The organism is Rhizobium herbae, from assembly GCF_017873135.1.
In the GTDB taxonomy this organism is placed as follows: Bacteria; Pseudomonadota; Alphaproteobacteria; order Rhizobiales; family Rhizobiaceae; genus Pararhizobium; species Pararhizobium herbae.
Genome location: NZ_JAGGJV010000006.1, coordinates 81,017 through 102,914, shown reverse-complemented (window position 1 = coordinate 102,914; position 21,898 = coordinate 81,017). Strand labels below are relative to the sequence as shown.

Sequence of the window (21,898 nt, the reverse complement as noted above, 5' to 3'; positions counted from 1 at the left end):
GTGTTTTCCTGTTACAATTCAAATTGATGCGAGATAGCCGCCGTCGATGGGGATGCAGGTGCCGGTGATATAGGCCGAGGAATCGCTGGCGAGAAACACCACCGCGCCGGCGACATCGTCCATGGCACCGAACCGGCGTTGCGGGATTTTTGCCAGCATTGCCTGCTGCCAGGCCTCATCCTGATAGAACACATCGGTCATGCCGGTGCGGAAATAACCGGGCGCAATCGCATTGACTCGGATGCCGAGCCCGGCCCATTCCGTCGCCAATGCATGCGTCATACCCATCAGCCCGGATTTAGACGATCCATATGGCACGGCGGTCGGCACGCCCACATACGAGGTCAATGAGCAGAGATTGACGATCGCTCCGCCTTTTCCAGAGTTCAGCATCTGCCGCGCGGCGGCCTGGGCGCAGAAAAACGCGCCCTTGAGATTGGTCGAAACGATCTTGTCCCACAGCGCTTCATCGACATCCAGCGACGGCCTGATTTCTTCATAGCCGGCATTGTTGACGAGAATGTCGAGCCCGCCAAGCGCTTCCGCCGCGGTCGCGGTGACTTCACCGCAAGCGCCGACATCCAGCACGTCGAGCGCGAACGCATGCGCGCGCCTGCCCAGCGCCTTTATCCGCGACGTGGTTTCCTCAAGCGATCCTGGATCCCGCGCGGTGACGGCTACATCAGCGCCAGCCGAGGCAAGTGCTTCGGCAATCGCCTGGCCGATGCCACGGCTGGCGCCTGTGACCAGCGCCTTGCGGCCTGTCAGATCGAAAAGTTCCGAGATATCCATATGCTCATCCTGCTCATCCGCCAACGACGCGCCGCCTGCTGCAAAGCAGCATCTTTTTCGAGTCACGTTATACGTGACAGTCGAAAATGACCGGCAGGTCTATGGCCGCCGGCATCGATCTCCGGAAGTACCCGCCGACCCACCGATCATATTCACATATATCCGGCTCTGGCGGCAGATTCTTGCCACGCCCATGCGTGCAGTTTATGCGGCAATCTGGGGTCGGAACAAGGTCTGTTCCCACAGGCACGCTAAGGCAGCACGAAGCGTGAACGTGTATCACCGACTGGCGGCAATTTCCCACTTACATCGTCCCAATGGGGAGCTCTCGCCGTAAATCGGTCATGATCGGTAATGAGCTTCGGTGTTTTGGGTACCGAACCGTTATGTCGAAAGCATTGAAGAAGATTTCGATCAGTTTGTTAATTCTGGCTGCCGTCGTTTCATCGACGATATTCCTTCTCAACACCAATCTTCTCGCCGCACGTCCAGCAGGTGAACCTATCCTTCTTGCACATCGCGGCATTGTACCTCGATACGATATGACGAACGTCAAATCTGACACCTGCACTGCAACGCGAATGCTGCCTTCAGGTGACGTTTTCATCGAGAATACAATCGCTTCCATGAAAGCCAGTTTCGAGGCCGGTGCGGATGCCGTTGAGTTTGACATTCACCCGACGACGAACGGAGAATTTGCGGTATTCCACGATTGGACTCTCGATTGCCGAACAGACGGCCATGGTCGACATCATGCGGCCGCCCGACTGGCCGTGGTGTAAATCCGGTTCTTGTCGACGCTGTATTCCTCGGTCAGCGCCTTGATCAGATTGATAGTGGCATCGAGTGCGTCCGAAGTCTTGGAATCGTCATCGGCGATGATCTCCGCGAATTGCGGAGCAAGACGCTTGGCCTGATCCGCGGGGCTCGCCCATGCGATTGCTCCCAGACCCTGGAACAGGGTGGTTCGTGTTACGTCGCTCGTGGCGCCCGCATCGTGCATGAAGAGTACCAGAGGATAGGATTTACCGACGTCATAGTTCTTCGGCACAAAGAGATTGTAGCGCAGGGACTTAACCGTCCTTGGGTCGTTGAATTCCAGTTGACGGAAATCGTCGACGATTAGGTTCTTTGCCGCTGTAGTGTCGACAATCCTGTCGCTACCGGCAATCACCCGGCCGTTGGTCAACGTGACCGGTCCGGACTGAAACACTGTCGCCGAAGCGGGCGGATAGGTGGTGTCATAGGTCGGGATATCGCCCGCCTGCCCCGGACCCCGCCCAACGCGCTCAAGACACAGGGGACGGGGCTATGGACACCGATTGGGCTCCCTTGGAGCTGGCTAGCGAGCCGTTGCCAACGGCGCGCAGGACCCTCGCTCGACGATCGTGCAACCCAGCTCCACGCGACGCGCAGGCAGTTGTTCGCCAAGTGTCCGCAGGCAATATTCCATCTCATCGAGCGCCATACGGCCGATTTGAGCGAGCGGCGCGTGCACGGTGGAAAGCGGCGGATCCATCATCTGGCCGCGCAGGATGTCGTCGAAACCAAGAACCGAAACGTCTTCGGGGACCCGGTAGCCTCGCTCCTTCAACGCCTGAACAACACCGATGGCGATGTTGTCGGCAAGACAGAACATCGCTGTCAGGTCTCCAAGGCCGCCGTTTTCCTCCAGCCAGCGTCGCATGCTGCTCGCTGCTTCCTCCGGCTCGAAACTGTCGATCATAATGATTGAGCCGCGCGCGCCGATTGCCTCGTGGTCGCGGATTGCCTCGCTATAGCCGTCCTGCCGCTGGCGGATCGTGTATCGCCCCGGCCATCCCACCAACGCGATATTGCGGTGTCCGAGATCGAGCAGATGCTGGACACCGAGCCGCGCGCCATAACGGTTGCCGATACCGACGGAGCCGACCCGCATCGTTGGGTCCTGCCCCGCCAGAAGCAATGCCGGGCGATCGAGCCGCGACACGGCTTCGAGCAACTCCGGATTCTCGTCGAAATAAACGATGATCCCATCGGAGGGCGTCTCCTTGATCCGGCTCAGGATCGGTCCGGGTGTAAACCGTTTTCCCTCCGTCACCAGCGGCTTGATCTGGACGCCACGCGTGGCGCACTCCTTGCGCAGGCTTTCCAGAATGGTCCAGGAGACATAGTTCGTGTCGTTCTGCGGCAGCCTGTCGGCTGAAGCCACCAGCATGACGGATTTCAACGTCGGTTGCATGGCCCGGCGGAGGCGCGAATCGAGATAACCGCTTTCGCGCGCAACCGTCATGACGCGATCGCGCACGCCGTCGGAGATCTTCGCAGTGCCATTCAGCACGTGACTGACCGTGCTCAGGGAGACACCGCTCTGCTCCGCAATCTTCTTGATGCTCACGAGGTCACTTCACTCCACTGCTGGCTACGCCTTCGGTGATATATTTCTGCAGGAAGATGAATACCACGGTTACCGGCAGCAAGGTAACGACCGTCATCGCAAGAATATAGTGCCATTGCACGTTGAACTGACCCTGCAGTGAGCTCAGCCCGATTTGCAGCGTATAGTTTTCCGGGCTCGACAGAACGATCAACGGCCAGAGGAAATCGTTCCAGCGCCAGATGACAGAGAAGATGGCAAGCACGGCCAGCGCCGGCGCGCAGAGCGGCAACACGATGCGCCAGTAGATGCGGAATTCCGAGGCTGCATCCACCCGGGCGGCCTCGATCAGGTCGTCTGGAATGGTCAGCATATACTGGCGCAGCAGGAAGACGCCAGTTGGCGTCGAGACCGTCGAAAGGATCACGCCCCACAGATTGTCGGCAAGGTTCAAGCCTACGATCACCATGAAGGCCGGCACCATGATCACCGACAGCGGGATCATCATGGTCGACAGGATCAGCGCGAACATGGCGTTGCGGCCGGCAAAGCGGTATTTTGACAGCGCGAAAGCCGCCATCGAATTCAGGAGCAGCGTCAGAACCGTGGCCACAACCGTCACGAACACCGTGTTCCAGAGATAACGCAGGAAATCGAACTGCTTCATCGGCTCGGTATAGTTCGAGAACTGCAGATGAAATTCCTTCAGCTGACGCAGTTCCGTAACAGGAACCCGGAAGGTCTCCTCCGGTTTGGCAGGATCGAGTACCGTCGCCGACAGTCCGACTCGGCGGACCAGCGCGACTGTCTGCTCGCTGCCATCGGGCGCCGTCCTGATCCATACCGACAAGGGTTTTTCCTGGCCTTCGACGGTGATCGTCTGGGCAGCACGCGGCACGAGCGCCGGCGGAAAGGAGTTGATCTCGGCTTCCGTTTTCAGCGAGGAAATCACAGCCCAGGCAATGGGGATGGCAACGACCAGCGTCCCGAGAGTGGCCCAGCCCCAGGCCAGCCAGTCGGTGATATCGGTTCGGCCGGGATGCCGGGTGCGTGCGAGAAAAGCGATCATGTCAGACCTGCGCTTTCTTGGCGAGCCAGAGCTGCGAGAGTGTCAGGGCAAGCAGTGCAATCCCCATCAGGACGGAGGCCGCGGATGCCAGACCATAAAGCCGGAGATCCGGCGAAAAGGCCGTCTGATAGATGAACTGCACGATGAATGTATTCGCCGTACCCGGTCCGCCGCCATTGGTCAGCACCCAAGCTTCGTCGAAAACCTGAACTGAGCGGATAAGGAGCAGCACGGTGACGACGAGCAGGTTGGGCATCAGCAGCGGCAGGGTGAGGCACCAGAACTGCCGCCATTGCGAGGTTCCGTCGATCTCGGCCGCCTCGTAGATATCGCGCGGGATCGCCTGCAAGCCCGCAAGGATGATCAGCATGAAGAAGCCCATGTGGAACCAGATGGAGACATAGACGACCCAGACGCGCGACCAGCCGACGTCAAGCAGGAAGATGATCCGCGTATCGAACCAGTCCGTCAGAAAGCCGTTGAGCAAGCCTTCGCGCGCCAGAAACCATTGCCAGATCAGACCGACGACGACCGGCGACAACAGCACCGGATAGAAAAAGACGGCGCGAAAGAAACCGCGTCCCCGCGTCAGCCGATTGAGCACAAGCGCCGTCACCAGCGCGAAAAAAAGCGTGCCGAGCGTGTTGAGGAGCGTATACCACCAGGTATTATGGACGGCGGTCCAGAAAAGATTATAGCGGCATGTGGACGGCTCCAGATAGCTGCCGCAATCGAGCAGCGCCCTGAAATTCTCAAGCCCGACATAGGGCCTGTCCCAGATCAGAAGATTGGTGCCGCCGGTAAAGGCGTAGGCGATGGCAAGGCCCACCGGTACGAAGACGAAGATGGTGAACAGCACCATGTTCGGCAGGATGAAGACATAGGGCATGCGCGCCGCACCCAGGAGCCGCTGCAACGCAGCCATCGGCACCTCCACCACCCGCATCGCCGCATCGAGCCCGTCTCCGAGGCGCTCGCCGCGTATAACGGCAGGCGGCGCAACGCTCGCCGGCGCGCTCATATCCGCGCTCCCTTGAGCGACCGACCATCGGCGGATGAAAACAGATGGGCAAAGACAGGATCGAAAGTGAAGGTGAGGCTTGAACCGGTTTCCGCCTCGAAATGCCCCGGCACATGCACGATCGTCAATTCGTCGCTCTGGCTGGTACGGCCGTAGACGAAGGTTTCGTGCCCCATGCTCTCGACCTGTTCCACCGTCATCGTGCCGCCGCCCGTACCGGGCGTCACAGGCCCGAGCTTGAGATGGGACGGGCGCAGGCCGATCGCGACGTCGTTGCCGACCTGAACGTCGACGCCAATGCCCGGCACGATGAAACGGCCGAGATGGGGGCTGTCGAGCATCACACCGTCGCCGTCGGTCGAAACGACCTTGCCCGGATAGATATTCATACGCGGCGAGCCGATGAAGCCGGCGACGAAGAGATTGGCGGGCCGCTCGAACAGGTCGAGTGGACGGCCGATCTGCTCGACCTTGCCCTTGTTGAGAACGACGATCTTCTGCGCCATGGTCATGGCTTCGACCTGATCATGGGTGACGTAGATCATCGTCGTCTTCAGCTGCTTGTGCAGCTTGGTGATTTCCGAGCGCGTCTGGACACGCAGCTTCGCATCGAGATTGGAGAGCGGCTCGTCGAACAGAAAGACGCGCGGCTGCCGCACGATCGCCCGGCCGATCGCGACACGCTGGCGCTGTCCACCGGAGAGCGCCTTCGGCCTGCGGTCGAGATAGCCATCGATCGCCAGCAATTTGGCTGCCGCATCGACCCGGCGGTTGATCTCCGCCTTGTCCATGCGCAGGTTTTCAAGCCCGAAGGACAGGTTCTTGCGCACGCTCATATGCGGGTAGAGAGCATAGGACTGGAAGACCATGGCGATCTGGCGCTGGGCCGGCGAAAGCTCGTTCACCCTCTGGTCGTCGAAACTCATCTGCCCTGCCGAGATAGGTTCAAGGCCGGAGATCATCCGCAGCAAGGTGGATTTTCCGCAGCCTGACGGCCCGACAAGCGCGATGAACTCGCCGGATTGCACCTCGATATCGATACCGTGGATAACTTCCAGCGATCCGTAGGATTTGCGCAGATCCTTCATGGATATTGCGGTCATTGTTCTTTCCTCCCAATTTCCGTGATGGACGCGCAACCTCAACGAGACGGTCGCGCAGCCTCTCCGTCAGCGCGCCTGCCGTCTCGATTCCATCAGGAACAGACCACCCAGCGCCTGCCCGTAAGGTGTCGGCAGATTTTTGATCCGCCGGTAAAAATCGAGATCCTCACCCATCGGCGTGCCGTCCGAAACATCCATCAAAAGCCCAGTCTCGTCGATGCGCGACAGGATAGCGCTGAGCGAACGCTCTGCGGTTTCCCTGAAACTCTCGTCGATCAGCCCTTCCCGAATGCCGGCAAGGATGCCGTAGCCTATACCCGCCGTGGCGGACGATTCGATCGGGCTAGCTGTATCGTCAAGCAGCGTATGGAACATGCCCTGCTCGTTCTGCAAAGTCTGCAGGGCGCGGACCTGGGTGCGGTAGACTTCCTTCAGGTAACGGGCGGTGGCGCCTTCTGGCGGGGCTAAGCGGAAGAGTTCAGGAATGGCGATGGTGATCCAGGCATTGCCCCTCGCCCACAGAGCGCGCGCGTAATTGTGCCGGCCGAGAAAGGTCCAGCCGTGAAAGAACAGCCCGCTCGGCGGATCACCCAGAAAGCGGATATGGCAGAGATATTGGTAATGCGCATCCTCGATCCAGTCGGGCCGCCCGCACAGCCGGCCAGCCGTCGTCATGAACAGCACCGCCATGAAGAGCGTGTCGTCCCAGAGCTGACCTTCATTGTCACGCTCCTTGACGAGGTGCTGATAACCACCTTCCTCGGTCCGGGGCATCGTCTCGAAAATCCACTGCGCCCAGTCGTGGACGATCGCCTTCCAGTCCTCACGGCCGAATTTTTCGGCAAGCAGGGAAAACACCAGCATTGGCGAAGTGGAGTTGACCTGACGGCGCGGCAGTCCGCGGACGAGCTGGTTTTCGTACCAGCGTATCAGCCGACCGAACGCGGCGTGATCGTCGCGCTCCTCAGCATCGCGGAAATATCCGTAAAGCCCGACGCCCACCTCCCAGTCCCATTCATCGAAGACGATCTCGCCGGTATCGTCATTGGCAGCATCGCCGATTCCCTTCAAACGGCGAAAGCCTCTGGATATCTGCGAAATGGCTGATGTAATGTCCGCGGCCGGGATCATGCGGAAAACTCCTTGATGTCAGTCCAGGGATAAAGCGCGCCGCCATCCGCGCCGATCTGCGGCACGGTGGAAAGCGGTGAGAAAGGCATGGGCGTTCCGACGCGTTGCAGTTCGCCCTCGAAGGGCAGCAGCAACCTACCCTCGGGGTGATCGAGTGTCAGACTGACCGCCTCCGCATCGAAATGTGGCGCAAGGGCAAGGCAGCTTTCCCGGAACGCGGAAAATTCGCCGTGTGTCTCCGCGCTGCCGGCCATCATCAGCCATCCGGCTTTTTCCGCGTGCATGCGCCATTCCATGCCGGCAAACAGGCCGTGCTGGAGAGCCTCAAGTGCAGACGATCCGTAAATGCCGACATACCCGTCCGCGACCCGCGCGAAGATCCAGTTTGTCTCGACAACAACCTCGTCACAAAGCTCAACCGGCACGAAGACATGGGTAAAACGGATGGGATGAGGCTGGCGGGTCAGATCGAACAGCGTCAGCGCCACATTGTCATATTGGGCGACGCGCGGATTGATACCGTTGCCCGCCCAGTAGGACGGTCGGCTGCCGCCCCAGACCTTGAGGTCACCCGGATGGTTGATCCAGAAACGCGCCAGCATATGCCCGGCAAGCTGGATATCGGCCATGTGCTGCTGATGGCCGAGTTCGCCGGTCTTGTATTCCGCGACGCTCGACAATTGCGCATCCGCGCATTTCCACAGCGAAAGCTTGGCGTTCATGTTCAGCCCCTGCGTATAGCGGGCCGTAAGCCGCCTGCCTTTGGGCGGAAATGCAAAACTGCTGGTGATCGTCGGCGGTTCGTAGTCCGACAGGGCAAAGAGAGCAGCCGCGCGATCATGTCCTGCATACCAGGTACCGCCAAAGGCGATTGCTGCGACAGAGGCAAGTTCGGTTGCCGACCCCGCAAACAGTTCCTTTTCGTAGATGCGGCCTTGTGACCCGGACGGAACGCTTTCAAGCGTGTGCAGAGCCGTCATGACGAAGATCTCGTCCAGCAGCTTGGCGGTCCGCTCCTTCAAGCGTGGATCATCGGCGTTTTCAAACAGCGTGAACAGCCCGAGAAAGTCGATCGGGTAGTAGGCGGCCGAGTTCCATTCGGCGAGACCGTGCGCATCGACCGCATCGAACCAGCGGTGCAGCCGCGCCTCGGCCTGCGCCCGATGCTGGGCGCCGGTCTTGCCGCTGTTTGCGAAAATCTCGTCCGGGAACAGGTCGCCGGCCAGGTATTGGGCAATATGGAAGCAGAGGACATGGTTCTCGCTCCAGTACCACATCACGTCATTGCCAGGCTCATCCAGCCAATAGCGGAAATCGAGGATGACGCTGCGCAGCGTCTGCCATGTTTCGTCCGGCAGCTGGGTACCTTCATACTTGCGGTAGATCCACAGGAGCGGCAACAGCCAGAAATCAGCACAGTCATGGCGCTCGATGACGGATGGCAGCGCACTCTCGATCAGCCCCAATGCCTGCTCCGGCTCCTTATTCAGCGCCAGCAGGACCAGGGCCCGCGACGGCTCATTCTTGCCACCGGCAGCCATGACATCGAGTGCCGCCCGCTTGCGGTCAGCGATATGGCTCTGATCAAGCGACAGCGGTGGCGGCAGGATGGAGGTGCCAAGCCCTCGCTCGATCCGCACGCCACCGATCTGAACGACGAAGGTCAGAGAAATGCACCCGGCTCTCAGGCCAGCGATATCGAACAAGTCCGCTGTCGGACTGTCTTTGGAGATCGTAAAGCGGATCGGCTGCGCCGTCTTGCCCACGCCATCCGGCAGCACGTTCATCGTCACCGTTTCGGAGGGATGCCAGTCGGGACCGAGTTCGATTTCCACCGGGCGGTCAGGCAGGTAGTCCGCGATGACGCGCACGGTGCCCTTGTCATAGAATAGCCGGTCGGTTCGAAGACCGTTCAGCGTCGCCTCGACCTCGCGCATGGAATGACTGTCGATCTCGGCCTGAATGCCGGCAGCAAGCCCCTTTCCTTCCAGCAATGTCAGCCTAAAGAAGCAGCTGGTGTCACGCTCGTGCAAGTCCTCGAGAAACACGGTGAGAATGCTTTCGCCCTGCGGAATATCGGCGGAGAAGGTCGCCGAATGCGCGATGTTGCGATCATAGGGTTCATGCGCCAGCACCTTCTTTTCATTGAGCCAGACATGCATACCGCCACAGGTTTCAGCGGCAAAGCGCACCATCTGCGCCATATTCGCATTCACGATGCAGCGCATCCAGCGACGGATGAGAAGCGGGCGGAAACAGAAAGTGGAAAAATCGACGCGGGCGTCTTCACCGCCAAGATAGATGTTGGAAAAATCGATGGATTCCGGCAGCTGGATATCACGTGTGAGAAGCCGCGCACGCAGCGCTTCACGGCAGGGCAGATCACCGGTCGCAACCCATCCGTTGATGAAACGGTAGTCGATTGCGTCCGGCATCGGCCGGGCTTTTCCCGGAAAATATTCGACATCCGCGGCACTGACGTGCCAGCGGTTCAACGCTTCACCCGGCGCAACCGGCCAGAGCGTCGCGCCGGCAGCAAGCCCGTCGGGTTCCATTTCATCTCTTGGAGTTTTCAATGAAATTGTTTTCATTGATTCTCGCGACCTCCACATTTCGTATTTCATTTTTATTGACTTATCTGTAGAAATAGCGATTAAATCGGGCTGAGGCAATGAAATTTAATGATGCAAGTTGTGAAAATTATTTCATTGAGGTAGGAAATATCCAAAACGGGAGGAATGCATGATCTTGAAAACCTTGAAAATTACCGCTCTGGCGCTCGCCTTGAGTACGGCAGCCGTGCCGGCATTCGCCGCGACGATCACGTTCGCCTTCACCGATGACGACCCGAATTATGTCGCCATGATGGAAAAACTGGTTGACCAGTTCGAAGCGGAGAACAAGGATATCACCGTCGATTTCGTCACGGCCGGCTATGCCCAGATGATGGAACAGCTGCCGCTTCAGCTGTCCGTCGGCAAGGGCCCGGACGTGGCTAAGATAACGGCCACCGATCTTCTGAGATACACGGCCGATCTTCGGCCCTATATGAAGGACCCGGACGGCTTTGCGAAGCTGCACGGAAAGTCGCTGGAGCTGATCCGCACCCCGGGTACGGCACCGGACAAGATCGGCGGCTATGTCGCCTCGCAGACGCTCAACCAGCCGTTCGTCAATGTAACCCTGTTCGAGCAGGCCGGCGTTCCGCTGCCCGCCAAGGGGGCGACGCTGGCTGAAATCGTCGACGCGTCGGTCAAGGTCGCGAAGGCCACCGGCGTCGAAATCCCCTTCACCATGGACCGCTCCGGGCATCGCTTCGCCGGCCCGGCCTTTTCCTACGGCGCCCATTTCCTCAAGGAGGGGCAGCTGATCTTCCCCGACGACGCGGCCAAGCGCTACATCGCCGACCTCTACAAATGGACCCAGTCCGGCGCGTTTCCCAAGGAGATGTGGGGCGCTGCCGGCGGAACGCGCTACAAGAACATGGGCGACGAATTCGCCAACGGCAATGTCGTGACCTATCTGGCCGGAAACTGGATGGTCAATCCATTCGTCACGAAGATCGGCGACGCGTTCGATTGGACGGCAATCGACCCGCCCTGCGGCGACGCCGGCTGCGTGCCGATGCCGGGGTCGACATTCGTCGTCGCCTTCCAGCATACCAAGTCGCCTGAAGCCGCCGCCAAGCTCATCGAATTCCTCGGCTCGGAAAAGGTCCAACGCGACATTGCCGAGCAGTTCCTGATCCTCACCGGCGCCCAGATCGACAATCCGCAATACAAGACAGACAGCGCCAACGCCAAATCGTCGATGGAGGCCTTCGCCCGCAATGTCGGCAACGTCCCGGAGGAAGCGCGCACGATTGAAAGGACCCAGGGCGCCAGCGCGGTCTACGGCTCCATCGTTCAGCGCATGAGCCAGTTGATCGTTGGCGAACTGACGCTTGAAGAGACCTATGCCCAGTTGGCCGCCGATGCCAAGGGCGCAAATGTCGAACTCGCAAAATACGCCGCCGCCGCCAAATAACATCGTCGTCTGCAATCGGCGTCGCTCCAGACCGCAGCGCCGATTGCACACCTCAGCGGAGCGCCGTGCATCGGGCGGATGCACGGCGCTCTGCCTGAATCAAGACATCAAGGAATCCCCATGGACATTCGCGACACAATTCACCCCGATCATGCCAGAACGCTCGACACGGACGGCCTGCGGGCGCATTTTCACATCGCCGGCCTCTTTGCGCCCGATGCGATGAACATGACCTACACGCACTACGACCGCGTGATCGTGTTCGGTGTCTGCCCGGTTGGCGGAACGGTCGAGGCGCCGAACGATGTTTCCGGTGTGACCGGCACCGAATTCCTGCTGCAGCGCCGGGAAATGGGGATGATCAACATCGGTGGACCGGGCAAGGCCAGCGTTGATGGCGAAGTCTATGGATTGGGGCCGCAGGAAGCCCTCTATATCGGCGCAGGCGCAAGGACCATCGTGTTTTCGAGCGATGATGCAGCCAATCCCGCCAAGTTCTATGGCAATTGTGCGCCCGCGCACACCCACTATCCCAACAAGCATGTCACGATCGAGGAAGCCTCACCGGTGACGCTTGGCACGCGGGACACCAATAATGAGCGCACAATCTACCGATATCTCCACCCAAAAGTCATGCCGACCTGCCAGCTTTTGATGGGCCTGACCAAGCTTGCTCCCGGCAGCAATTGGAACACCATGCCCGCCCATCTGCATGATCGGCGGATGGAGGTCTATGTCTATTTCGACATGGCACCGGACGCTGTCGTTTTCCATATGATGGGAAAACCGCAGGAAACCCGCCACATCATTATGCGCAATGAAGAAGCGGTCCTATCGCCGCCTTGGTCGATTCATTCGGGTTGCGGAACAGGGAACTACACCTTCATCTGGGCAATGTCGGGCGAAAACCAGGTCTTTGAAGACATGGATATGATCTCCCCGAAAGACCTGAGGTGATTGATGTTTGATCTGACAGGACAGGTTGCGCTGGTGACCGGCGCCCGGACCGGGCTTGGTCAGGCGGCCGCAATCACTCTTGCGCGGGCTGGCGCCGACATCGCGGCGATCGGTTCGCAGCCCATGCCCGAAACGGCGGAACGAATCGCCGCGCTCGGGCGACGCTTTTTCGCGATCCAACAGGACCTCGGATCGCCTTTCGGAGGCGCGGAACTGATCGGTGCGGTAACAGATACCCTCGGCGGGATTGACATTCTCGTAAACAATGCCGGCATCATCCGGCGCAACGATCTTGCCGACTATTCGCTTGAAGACTGGGATGCCGTCAATGCGGTAAACCTGCGCGCCGCCTTCCAGTTGTCACAAGCAGCGGCCGTCGAGATGGTGCGGACCAGGCGCGGCGGCCGCATCATCAATATCGCCTCGATGCTCTCCTATCAGGGCGGCATTCGAGTCGTTGCTTACACCGCCGCCAAGCACGGAATTGTCGGACTGACGAAAGCCATGGCAAATGAACTTGCCACTCATGGCATTACTGTCAACGCGATCGCGCCAGGCTACATGGCGACCGACAACACATCGGTACTCCGGCAGGATACGAACCGGTCACGTGATATCCTTGCACGCATACCGATGGGGCGATGGGGCAAGCCTGACGATCTTGCAACCGCTATCCTGTTCCTCGCATCACCAGCTTCAGGCTACATCACCGCGACGACAATTCCCGTCGACGGCGGCTGGCTGTCCCGGTGAGAGGAAGGACGCCGTTGCTGTGCCCTATCAGTGCCGGTGCCCTCTCCAAGCGCGAAATATGAGACCATCTGCTGTTGCGCATGTACCAGGTCGACCAGACAAACGCCCAGGGTCCACCTTCCTTCGCCCGCCTCGTGCGTGCCAATCTCGTGCATCGCCGCTGAACCGACTGCCTCACAAAGCGACCACCCAGCCCATCAAATGACGCGAGACAGATGATCGTGTGTAAACAGGATCTATGTTGACCCCTTACCAATAAACCGCAACACAACGTCTTCGTCGAGCGGCTCTGGCGGTCGATCAAATGCGAGGAGGTTTACCTTCACGCCTACAAGACCGTGTCCGAGGCCCGCGCTGGCATCGGCAGATATCTGAGCTTCTACAACAGTCGACGCCCATATTCATCCCTTGACCGGCAGACGCCGGATCAGGCCTACTTCAACGCGCTGTCGCCGATGATGGTGGCGGTATAATCGAGGCGGAAATCCACTTAGCAAAACGCCCGGAACTGTTCAGACAAACCGAGCCAGCTCTCTTAGAGCATATGCGATTTTCTGACTTCCGGTTTCGAAACTTGAGGAAAGTTCCCTGTGATCACGACTGGGACCGGCAGCCCAACCGCTGATGCCTCGATTAGTCGTCAATGAGCACACGCTCCGCAGCTCCGTCGAGGTCCTCGTACTGGCCAGAACGGAGCGCCCAAACGAACGCAGCGAGCCCAAGCCCTCCCAGCAGGAGCGCGATCGGCATGAGATAGAGAAGAGTTTCCATCAGGCTTCCACCAATTTGCGTCGACGCTGCACCGACCGCACCAAGCGCCGCATGCATCCCTCGCCCGCCGTCAGTCTCATCGCGTTCCCGATCACGAGTAACGAAGAGCCGGACATCGCGATCGCTGCAATGAGCGGTGTGACGTGTCCCATGATCGCCAAGGGGACGGCGACGAGATTGTAGCCGATCGCCAAGGTGAAGTTCTGCTTCACCAGCCTCTCTGCTTGCCGAGCGACTTTCAAAGAGAGGGGAACCGCATTGAGGCTGTCACGCAGGAAGATAAAGTCGGCAGCACTTCTGCCGATATCGGCCGCTGAGGCAGGGGCCATCGAGACGTGGGCCGCCATCATCGCCGGCGCGTCATTGATCCCGTCTCCGACCATAAGCGCTTGCGAGCCAGTCGCCGAAAGGTGATGCAGACGCTTCACCTTATCGATGGGCAGCACGTCCGCGCTGAAGGCGCGGACTGAAAGCTGCGAAGCGACCTTTGCCACTGCCGATTTCTTGTCACCCGACAGGATCTCCATCCGGATGCCCCCTCGACGCAAATGGTCGACAGCCTCGCCTGCGTCTTTTCTAAGTACGTCAATGAAATCGAACGACGCGACCATCATCCCATCCTTCGACAGCACAGTGCCGACCGTCGCGCAATTTGGCAGAAGAGGCACTGTCGCCCAGGAGGCCCGGCCTAGCCGCCATAGGTGCCCTCCCGCCCTGCCCTCGATCCCAAGCCCTGAATATTCCTTCACAGCCTCCAGCCGGACTGCATCTGAAATGTGGGGATGCGCCTTGGAGATGGCGCGGGAAAACGGATGCCGTGACGAGCGTGCCAGCGTGACCGCGACGCCCAAAGCATCGTCATCTCCATCGGATACCGCCTGCAGAATTGGGCTTCCGGTCGTCAACGTCCCTGTCTTGTCAAAGACGATGGTGTCGATTTCGGCAAGCCGCTCAAGCGCCCCACCGTCCTTCATCATGATCCCGTTCTCAAAGAGCCGCCGAGCGGCCACGACCTGGACGATGGGGACCGCAAGACCGAGAGCGCATGGACATGTAATAATGAGGACGGCGGTTGCGACAGTAATGGCGTGGTGCCAGTCGCCCGTTGCGATCATCCAGCCGACAAATGTCGCCAGCGCTGTGACGTGCACCACAGGCGAGTACATTGCGGACGCCCTGTCAGCCAGTCGCCTGTAGGTTCCTCGCCCATGCTCTGCAGCCTCCATGAGGCCAACCATTTCGGCGAGGAACGAATCCTTCGCCGCGGCGGTGGCTCTGATAGTCAAGGGGCCTGAGAGGTTGTGCGTTCCCGCGAGAATTTTCGCGCCAGGTGAAATGATTCGCGCCGCGCTCTCACCCGTTGCGAGGGAGCAGTCCAGTTCCGATACGCCGTCGACTACCGTGGCATTGACTGGAATTCTCTCTCCCGCCGAGATCACGAGTTCCATGCCGGGCTCGACCTGAGCAATCGGCAGATACTCTCGGCTGCCGTCCGCGGTTATGTGAACAGCTCCTCGGGGCGACAGGCGGACGAGCCCGCTGACTGCGGCCCGCGCCCTGTCCCGCATGACATGGTCGAGAGTCCGCCCGATCAACAGGAAAAACAGAAGCGATACCGAAGCATCGAAGTAGGCATACTCTCCATGCGTGATGGTCTCGTAAAGACTGGTGGAATAGGCCAGCGACACGCCAATTGCGATCGGCACGTCCATATTCATCCGGCCGTGCCGCAGGGCATTCCAAGCGGAGCGGAAATAGATGCGTCCGGCAAACACGATGACCGGAATGGCAATGAGGGCAGACACCCAGTGGAAGAGATCGCGGGTAGCGCCTTCAGCGCCGGACCAGACCGATACAGAGAGAAGCATAATATTGCCCGTGGCAAATCCTGAGATGGCGACGGCCAGCAACAGCTCGGAAAGAGCCTTGTCTTTACCGGATACGAAATCGTCGGTCAGATGCGTTGGATATCCAAGGGAATCCAGCTTCTGGATCATCGGTGGCGCATCCGGCCCCTTCCATTTGACCGCGACCCTTTTGGTTGAGAGATTCACTCGTGCCGAGACCACGTTCTCGAGCGACGCCAATCCAGTCTCGATCGTGGACATGCATACTGCACAGTGCATTGACGGAACGGAAAGGTCGGTCTGGAAATTTCCGTCTCCGAGCTTTCTTGCTGCAAACATGATTTCGGCGGCGGAGGGGCCTGCCGTCTTCAAGGACTCAATGTCCATTGCCATTTCCGCGGAAGGCGCGCAGCAAGTCATTGATATTCTCCGTTGCGGATCGTGATCCTGCGGACGTCGCGGTATGGAATCCTGCGTCCGACCTCGCTGTCAATCTGGACATTCCATGTGCCATCACGGGACGCATGCGCTGCCTCGAACGTGCCGTCGCCCGCTGGCTGCAAGTCAACGTTCCAATCCGCAGCCTCATAGGAAGGGTGCCGGAACTGGATCGAGACAGAGGCTACGGACACCGATTTACCATCGTGGTCAGTCAGGCTATACCGGATCGTACCGTCGACGATCTTGAAGGCGGCGGCCCACTGAAGGGCAACTTGTTCCCGGCTCTGTTTCAATCTACCGTTGAACTCCTGGCTGGCGACATAACTGTTCTCAACAACAAGCCCTCCGAAAGACGATCCGGCCAGCCTCGCCATTACGACATTGACCGCGATGATCGCCCCGAAAAACGCAACCATGATCATCAGCATGTGCCGCCCGGTGAACTCTTTTGCGTGTCGTTGCGTACTCACTGCGGTTTCTCCGGTGAATTGAAGGTGGCGGTGTATTCGGCCCGTTCGCCCGTCGATGGATCGGTTACGACAAACTCAAAGGCGTTCGCTCCGCCCGGAAGGTCCTTTGGATCAGCGCGTACGAAAACCCTGATCGTTTTCAACCTGTCGGGCTCAAGTGTAACTTCGGTTTCAAGGACGTTGGTCGCCCCTGCACCCGCCACGGTCATGGAGGCTCCGGAAAAGTCTTCGTCGAGCTTCAGAACGACTGTCCGTGGCTGTGGCACCATATTGAGCAGCTTGACCGTGTATCCGTTTCGGATCGCACCATCCGAAAGCTGGACGAACTGCGGATTGCGGTCATGGAGAACGTTGAGTTCGAGCCGGTCCCTGGTGGCGAGGGCGAAGGCGATCGACACGCCGACAGCGCTCCATGCTCCGAAATAGATAAATGTGCGAAGGCGCAGCAGCTTGCCGATATGGAAATGCGCCAGCTTGTCCGAAAAAGTTCCGTCGGGACTGCGGACGAGCTCGGGGGTGACACCACACGTTCCAGAGCGGGTCGCGATATCCATGTTTGCATTATATTCGTTCAGCGTCGAATAGCTGATGAGACCGCGCTCCTTTCCGAGCCGCCCCATGACGTCGTCGCAGGCGTCGATGCAAAGCGCACACGTAATGCATTCCAGCTGCTGGCCGTCGCGGATGTCTATGCCCATGGGACATACTGCGACGCAGGCATTGCAGTCGACGCAATCGCCGACGCTCGCCCCGGACGCAGCGGCTCTTTTTGCATGACGTGAGCGCGGCTCGCCACGCCAGTCGTTGTAGGTCACGGTCAGCGACGTTTCGTCGAGCATGGCGGCCTGGATACGCGGCCAGGGGCACATGTACGTGCAGACCTGCTCGCGCATCAGTCCGCCGAACACATAGGTCGTCGCCGTCAGGATGGCCACGGTCGCATAGGCGGTTGGAACGGCGTTCCCGGTCAGGAAGTCCCTCGCAAGCGTAGGGGCGTCCGCGAAGTAGAAAATCCAAGCGCCCCCGGTCAGAACGGCGACGACTAACCATGTTGCGTGCTTGATGACCCGGATGCGAAGCTTGGTGAAAGACCAAGGCGCAGCATCGAGCTTCATGCGAGCATTGCGGTCGCCTTCAAAATAGCGCTCGATGACCAGAAACAGATCGACCCAGACAGTCTGCGGACAGGCATAGCCGCACCAGGCACGGCCAACGGTCGACGTCAGCAGGAACAGTCCGATACCAGCCATCACGAGGAGGCCTGCGACGTAGATGAATTCCTGTGGCCAGATCTCGATGAAGAAGAAGTAGAAGCGGCGGCTCGAAAGGTCGATGAGAACCGCCTGATCGGGTGCGAACGGACCCCGGTCCCAACGGATCCATGGGACGAAATAGTAAATGCCAAGCGTGATCGCCATGACGATCCACTTGAACTGCCGAAATGATCCTGACGCCCGCTTCGGGAAGATTTTCTTGCGGCGGGCGTACAGCGGCTGGCGGCTGGCGGCCGAATTGGTCGCGACGGCATCCAGCCTTGTCACATCCTGATTTTGCATGAGCCGCCGACCTTCCATTGAAACTCACCAACCCCACAAAAAACGGCTGGCACGAATCCATCATGCCAGCCGCGCGGAAGACCCAGCTTGATCGAGATCAAGCAATCTACTTTTCACCACCGCCGAGCGAGTGGACGAAGGCTGCGAGCTCCTTAACGGCCGTTTCTCCAAGACGCGCATCCCAAGCGGGCATCACGCCAACCCGTGGAGCGCGAACCTGTGCAGCAATGGCATCCTCGCCAGACCCATAAAGCCAGATGGCATCGGTGAGGTCCGGTGCCCCCATCTCCTTGTTACCCTTGGCGTTGTCACCGTGGCATGCGGCGCAGTTCTCTGCGAAAACAGTCTTTCCTGGTTCGACAAGCGACGCGTTATGTACCGGTGCGGAGAGGCTTGCGACAAAGGTGCTCACCTGGGAGATCTGGTCGCCGTCCAATACGTCGGCGAACGGCGGCATGATGGAATCCCTGGTCTCGCCATCCTTGGTGAAGCGGATGCCATGCGCGACGGTCTGCTGAATCTGGTCGGCGCTGCCACCCCATAGCCAGTCGTCGTCGTTCAGGTTTGGAAAGCCCTTGGAGCCTTCCGCGCCCGAACCGTGGCATTGGACGCAGTTCATCTTGAATGCCGCGCCCCCCGCGGCGACGGCGACGGTGCGAAGGTCTTCATCCGCAATGATATCATCGATCGACTTCTCCTTGATTGCGGTCATGTATCCGCTCTTCGCGTTGTCGGCCGCGGCAAGATCGCTCCTGACCTCGCTTCTGCTCGAATACCCGAGCAGGCCTTCCGTCGAACCTGTCAGAAGCGGCCAGGCCGGATAGGCCACGGCGTAAAGCAGCGCCCAGACGATGGTCGTGTAGAACGTCCACACCCACCAGCGCGGCATCGGATTGTCCAGTTCGCGGATACCGTCCCATTCATGTCCGGTCGTCGGCACGCCGGATATTTCATCAACGTGTTTATCGCTCATCACAGTCGTCCTTCAGCGGAATCAGTGCGGCCTCGGCGCTGGCGTCCCGGCTTCCGGGACGAAAGACGAAAGCCGAGGCGGAAATGAAAAATACCAGCATCGCCAGAAGACCCCAGCTATCGGCAAAGGTTCGCATCGTGTGATAGTCCATTGTCTTTCTCCTCAGCGGTCGCCACCGGTTTCGTCGTATGTCTTGAAGTCCACCAGCGTGCCGAGCATCTGGAGGTAGGCGACGAGCGCATCCATTTCGGTCAGCGCCTGCGGATCTCCGTCGAAGTCTCCGCTTTTCGCCTTGGGATAGCGGGCGTCGAACGCCGTCGTGTCTGCATCCGGCGTGGACTGGGTCTTCGCATCCTCGACTGCGGCGTCGATCATTTCCTGCGAATAGGGAACGCCGACGCCCGCATTTGCAGTCAGATGCGCAGACAGGTCGTTGATCTGCAGTGGGGTGGACTTCAAGAAGGCGTAGCTCGGCATGATCGATTCGGGCACCACGGACTGCGGGTCAGCCAGGTGCTGGGCATGCCACTCGTTCGAGTACCTTTCGCCGACCCTTGCGAGATCCGGCCCCGTACGCTTGGATCCCCACTGGAAGGGATGGTCGTACATGGACTCTGCGGCAAGGCTGTAATGTCCGTAGCGCTCGACCTCGTCGCGGAACGGCCGGATCATCTGGCTGTGACAGACGTAGCATCCCTCCCGCACGTAGATGTTGCGACCCGCGAGCTCCAGCGGCGTGTAGGGACGCATGCCCTCCACCTTTTCGATGGTGTTCTGCAGGTAGAACAGCGGGGCAATCTCGACGATGCCGCCGATGGTGACCACGAGGAGCGAACCAATCAGCAGAAGAGTTGCATTTCGCTCGATGATTGCGTGTTTGTCCATTAAGGCCATGTCGGGCTCCTATTCGGCAGGCTGGGGGGCAGGAAGCGCTCCGCCGATCGGAGCTTCGTCGCGTTGATATCCAAGGATGGTCATGGTGATGTTGAAGGCCATCAAGAGTGCCCCGGACAGGAAGAGGGCACCCCCCAGCGAGCGGATCAGATAGTAAGGGTGGAGCGCCGCAACACTTTCGACGAAAGAGTAGACCAGGAATCCCTGCTCGTCGTGTTCGCGCCACATCAGACCCTGCTGGATGCCGGAAACCCACATGACGGCGGCGTAAACGACGATGCCGAGAGTTGCCAGCCACAGGTGCCAGCTCACCATGCGCATCGAGTAGAGGCGTTCCCGCGCCCAGAGCTTCGGCACCATGTAGTAGAGTGCCGCGAAAGCGATCAGACCGTTCCAGCCGAGCGCGCCCGAATGGACGTGACCGATGGTCCAGTCCGTGTAGTGTGACAACGAGTTCACCGTCTTGATCGACATCATCGGCCCTTCGAAGGTCGACATGCCGTAGAAGGCGATGGCTGCTACCATCATACGGATGATCGGATCGGTACGAAGTTTGTCCCATGCGCCCGATAAGGTCATCAGGCCGTTGATCATGCCGCCCCAGGACGGCATCCACAACATGATGGAGAAGACCATTCCGAGCGTCTGCGCCCAGTCGGGCAGCGCCGTGAAATGGAGATGATGCGGACCAGCCCAGATGTAGAGGAAAATCAGCGCCCAGAAGTGGATGATCGACAGGCGATAGGAGTAGACCGGCCGGTTAGCCTGCTTGGGCACAAAGTAGTACATCATGCCAAGGAAGCCCGCAGTCAGGAAGAAGCCGACCGCATTGTGGCCATACCACCACTGCGTCAGTGCATCCTGAACACCCGAAAAGGCAGAGTAGCTCTTCGAACCGAGGAACGAGACCGGCATACTGAGATTGTTGACAAGGTGCAGCATCGCAACAGTGACGATGAACGCGAGGTAGAACCAGTTGGCCACATAGATATGAGGCTCCTTGCGCTTTACGATGGTTCCGAGAAAGACGACCAGATAGGCTACCCATACGATAGTCAGCCAGATGTCGACATACCATTCCGGCTCCGCGTATTCGCGGCTTTCGCTGATGCCGAGAAGATATCCCGTGGCGGCCATGACGATGAAAAGCTGGTAGCCCCAGAAGACGAACCAGGCGAGATCACCGCCAAACAGACGCGCCCGCGACGTTCTCTGGACGACGTAAAGTGACGTACAAATCAAAGCGTTGCCACAGAATGCGAAGATAACCCCTGAAGTGTGAAGCGGCCGCATCCGCCCGAAATTGAACCATGGTTCGATGTTCAAGGCGGGATACGTGAGCTGCAGAGCGACGACGACGCCGACGAGCAACCCGACAACTGCCCAGAACATGGTGGCGATCACGCCATAGCGCACCGGTCCGTCCATGTAGGCGGACGGATCGACTGGAGCTACGCGCTGGAAGTTTTCCCGGCGCAGGAGCACGATGACCGAAATGACCAGCACGATAGCCAAGACCCACATGTGGTTCGCGAATGCATTGTCATGCGCGAAGGCTGCGGCAAGAATTGCCAGGAAGCTGAAAACTCCCAGACCGACGATAGACGTTGCGTGCCTCATGGAAAAATCCCCGACTCTTTGGTTGTCGGAGATTTCCCTCATTTGCATCGTAATGGCTTTGATCTATGTCAAGGAAATCGCATTCGACATGAAGCAGTCTCGGTGATCGAAGGAAGTC

The 21,898-nt window shown here is 59.2% G+C and carries 19 protein-coding genes and 2 pseudogenes; 5 read left to right on the top strand and 16 right to left on the bottom strand.

Features of this window, described 5'->3' with window-relative positions; genetic code table 11:
- Nucleotides 1-18: 18 nt before the first annotated feature.
- Nucleotides 19-792, bottom strand: coding sequence for an SDR family NAD(P)-dependent oxidoreductase (locus J2Z75_RS17065; protein ID WP_209853968.1), 774 nt, complete (start codon nucleotides 790-792; stop codon nucleotides 19-21).
- A 386-nt stretch (nucleotides 793-1,178) separates the two neighbouring features.
- On the opposite strand from J2Z75_RS17065, the pseudogene J2Z75_RS17060 reads away from it, so the two are divergent.
- A pseudogene (locus tag J2Z75_RS17060) lies at nucleotides 1,179-1,562 on the top strand (glycerophosphodiester phosphodiesterase family protein); the annotation flags it as partial.
- Here J2Z75_RS17060 and J2Z75_RS17055 read toward each other — a convergent pair.
- The 7 genes from J2Z75_RS17055 to J2Z75_RS17025 all read right to left on the bottom strand — a co-directional run bounded on the left by J2Z75_RS17055 (nucleotide 1,544) and on the right by J2Z75_RS17025 (nucleotide 10,027).
- Nucleotides 1,544-1,981 carry a hypothetical protein gene (locus tag J2Z75_RS17055; RefSeq protein WP_209853966.1) on the bottom strand — a complete coding sequence of 146 codons (438 nt, stop codon included), beginning with the start codon at nucleotides 1,979-1,981 and terminating at the stop codon, nucleotides 1,544-1,546. The pseudogene J2Z75_RS17060 and the gene J2Z75_RS17055 overlap by 19 nt on opposite strands.
- A gap of 153 nt (nucleotides 1,982-2,134) precedes the next feature.
- Nucleotides 2,135-3,169 carry a LacI family DNA-binding transcriptional regulator gene (locus J2Z75_RS17050; protein WP_209853965.1) on the bottom strand — a complete coding sequence of 345 codons (1,035 nt, stop codon included), beginning with the start codon at nucleotides 3,167-3,169 and terminating at the stop codon, nucleotides 2,135-2,137.
- A 4-nt stretch (nucleotides 3,170-3,173) separates the two neighbouring features.
- Nucleotides 3,174-4,217, bottom strand: coding sequence for a carbohydrate ABC transporter permease (locus J2Z75_RS17045; RefSeq protein ID WP_209853964.1), 1,044 nt, complete (start codon nucleotides 4,215-4,217; stop codon nucleotides 3,174-3,176).
- Nucleotide 4,218: 1 nt separating this feature from the next.
- The gene (locus J2Z75_RS17040; RefSeq protein WP_407692773.1) at nucleotides 4,219-5,238 is read right to left on the bottom strand and encodes a carbohydrate ABC transporter permease; all 1,020 of its coding nucleotides are present in this window, start codon (nucleotides 5,236-5,238) and stop codon (nucleotides 4,219-4,221) included.
- A complete protein-coding gene (locus J2Z75_RS17035; protein ID WP_209853963.1) occupies nucleotides 5,235-6,341 on the bottom strand; it encodes an ABC transporter ATP-binding protein in 1,107 nt (368 codons plus the stop codon). Before J2Z75_RS17035 ends, J2Z75_RS17040 begins: the two co-directional genes overlap by 4 nt.
- Nucleotides 6,342-6,407: 66 nt before the next feature.
- On the bottom strand, nucleotides 6,408-7,472 hold the full coding sequence (gene bglB / locus J2Z75_RS17030) for a beta-galactosidase BglB (RefSeq protein ID WP_209853962.1): 1,065 nt from the start codon (nucleotides 7,470-7,472) through the stop codon (nucleotides 6,408-6,410).
- Nucleotides 7,469-10,027: a hypothetical protein gene (locus J2Z75_RS17025; RefSeq protein ID WP_209853961.1), complete on the bottom strand. Its 2,559-nt coding sequence runs from the start codon at nucleotides 10,025-10,027 to the stop codon at nucleotides 7,469-7,471. The genes bglB and J2Z75_RS17025 overlap by 4 nt, the downstream gene beginning before the upstream one ends.
- A 187-nt stretch (nucleotides 10,028-10,214) precedes the next feature.
- On the opposite strand from J2Z75_RS17025, the gene J2Z75_RS17020 reads away from it, so the two are divergent.
- The 4 genes and pseudogenes from J2Z75_RS17020 to J2Z75_RS17005 form a co-directional block, all read left to right on the top strand.
- Nucleotides 10,215-11,498 carry an ABC transporter substrate-binding protein gene (locus J2Z75_RS17020; protein WP_209853960.1) on the top strand — a complete coding sequence of 428 codons (1,284 nt, stop codon included), beginning with the start codon at nucleotides 10,215-10,217 and terminating at the stop codon, nucleotides 11,496-11,498.
- 120 nt (nucleotides 11,499-11,618) lie between these two features.
- Nucleotides 11,619-12,455, top strand: a complete 837-nt coding sequence (gene kduI, locus J2Z75_RS17015; RefSeq protein ID WP_234937396.1) for a 5-dehydro-4-deoxy-D-glucuronate isomerase — start codon at nucleotides 11,619-11,621, stop codon at nucleotides 12,453-12,455.
- A 3-nt stretch (nucleotides 12,456-12,458) separates the two neighbouring features.
- Entirely contained in the window at nucleotides 12,459-13,208 is a 750-nt protein-coding gene (kduD, locus tag J2Z75_RS17010; protein WP_209853959.1) for a 2-dehydro-3-deoxy-D-gluconate 5-dehydrogenase KduD, read from the top strand.
- A 266-nt stretch (nucleotides 13,209-13,474) separates the two neighbouring features.
- A pseudogene (locus J2Z75_RS17005) lies at nucleotides 13,475-13,681 on the top strand (integrase core domain-containing protein); the annotation flags it as partial.
- A gap of 160 nt (nucleotides 13,682-13,841) precedes the next feature.
- Here the strand turns inward: J2Z75_RS17005 and ccoS are convergent.
- The 8 genes from ccoS to ccoN all read right to left on the bottom strand — a co-directional run bounded on the left by ccoS (nucleotide 13,842) and on the right by ccoN (nucleotide 21,780).
- Nucleotides 13,842-13,979: a cbb3-type cytochrome oxidase assembly protein CcoS gene (ccoS, locus tag J2Z75_RS17000; RefSeq protein ID WP_113562716.1), complete on the bottom strand. Its 138-nt coding sequence runs from the start codon at nucleotides 13,977-13,979 to the stop codon at nucleotides 13,842-13,844.
- Entirely contained in the window at nucleotides 13,979-16,246 is a 2,268-nt protein-coding gene (locus J2Z75_RS16995; protein WP_209853958.1) for a cation-translocating P-type ATPase, read from the bottom strand. Before J2Z75_RS16995 ends, ccoS begins: the two co-directional genes overlap by 1 nt.
- Entirely contained in the window at nucleotides 16,243-16,737 is a 495-nt protein-coding gene (locus J2Z75_RS16990; protein WP_327791265.1) for a FixH family protein, read from the bottom strand. The genes J2Z75_RS16995 and J2Z75_RS16990 overlap by 4 nt, the downstream gene beginning before the upstream one ends.
- The gene (ccoG, locus tag J2Z75_RS16985) at nucleotides 16,734-18,293 is read right to left on the bottom strand and encodes a cytochrome c oxidase accessory protein CcoG (RefSeq protein ID WP_209853957.1); all 1,560 of its coding nucleotides are present in this window, start codon (nucleotides 18,291-18,293) and stop codon (nucleotides 16,734-16,736) included. Before ccoG ends, J2Z75_RS16990 begins: the two co-directional genes overlap by 4 nt.
- A gap of 106 nt (nucleotides 18,294-18,399) precedes the next feature.
- On the bottom strand, nucleotides 18,400-19,266 hold the full coding sequence (gene ccoP / locus J2Z75_RS16980; protein ID WP_209853956.1) for a cytochrome-c oxidase, cbb3-type subunit III: 867 nt from the start codon (nucleotides 19,264-19,266) through the stop codon (nucleotides 18,400-18,402).
- A complete protein-coding gene (locus tag J2Z75_RS16975; protein WP_112840407.1) occupies nucleotides 19,256-19,417 on the bottom strand; it encodes a cbb3-type cytochrome c oxidase subunit 3 in 162 nt (53 codons plus the stop codon). Before J2Z75_RS16975 ends, ccoP begins: the two co-directional genes overlap by 11 nt.
- An 11-nt stretch (nucleotides 19,418-19,428) precedes the next feature.
- Nucleotides 19,429-20,160, bottom strand: coding sequence for a cytochrome-c oxidase, cbb3-type subunit II (gene ccoO / locus J2Z75_RS16970; RefSeq protein WP_209853955.1), 732 nt, complete (start codon nucleotides 20,158-20,160; stop codon nucleotides 19,429-19,431).
- 9 nt (nucleotides 20,161-20,169) lie between these two features.
- The gene (ccoN, locus tag J2Z75_RS16965; protein ID WP_209853954.1) at nucleotides 20,170-21,780 is read right to left on the bottom strand and encodes a cytochrome-c oxidase, cbb3-type subunit I; all 1,611 of its coding nucleotides are present in this window, start codon (nucleotides 21,778-21,780) and stop codon (nucleotides 20,170-20,172) included.
- Between the last annotated feature and the right edge of the window lie 118 nt (nucleotides 21,781-21,898).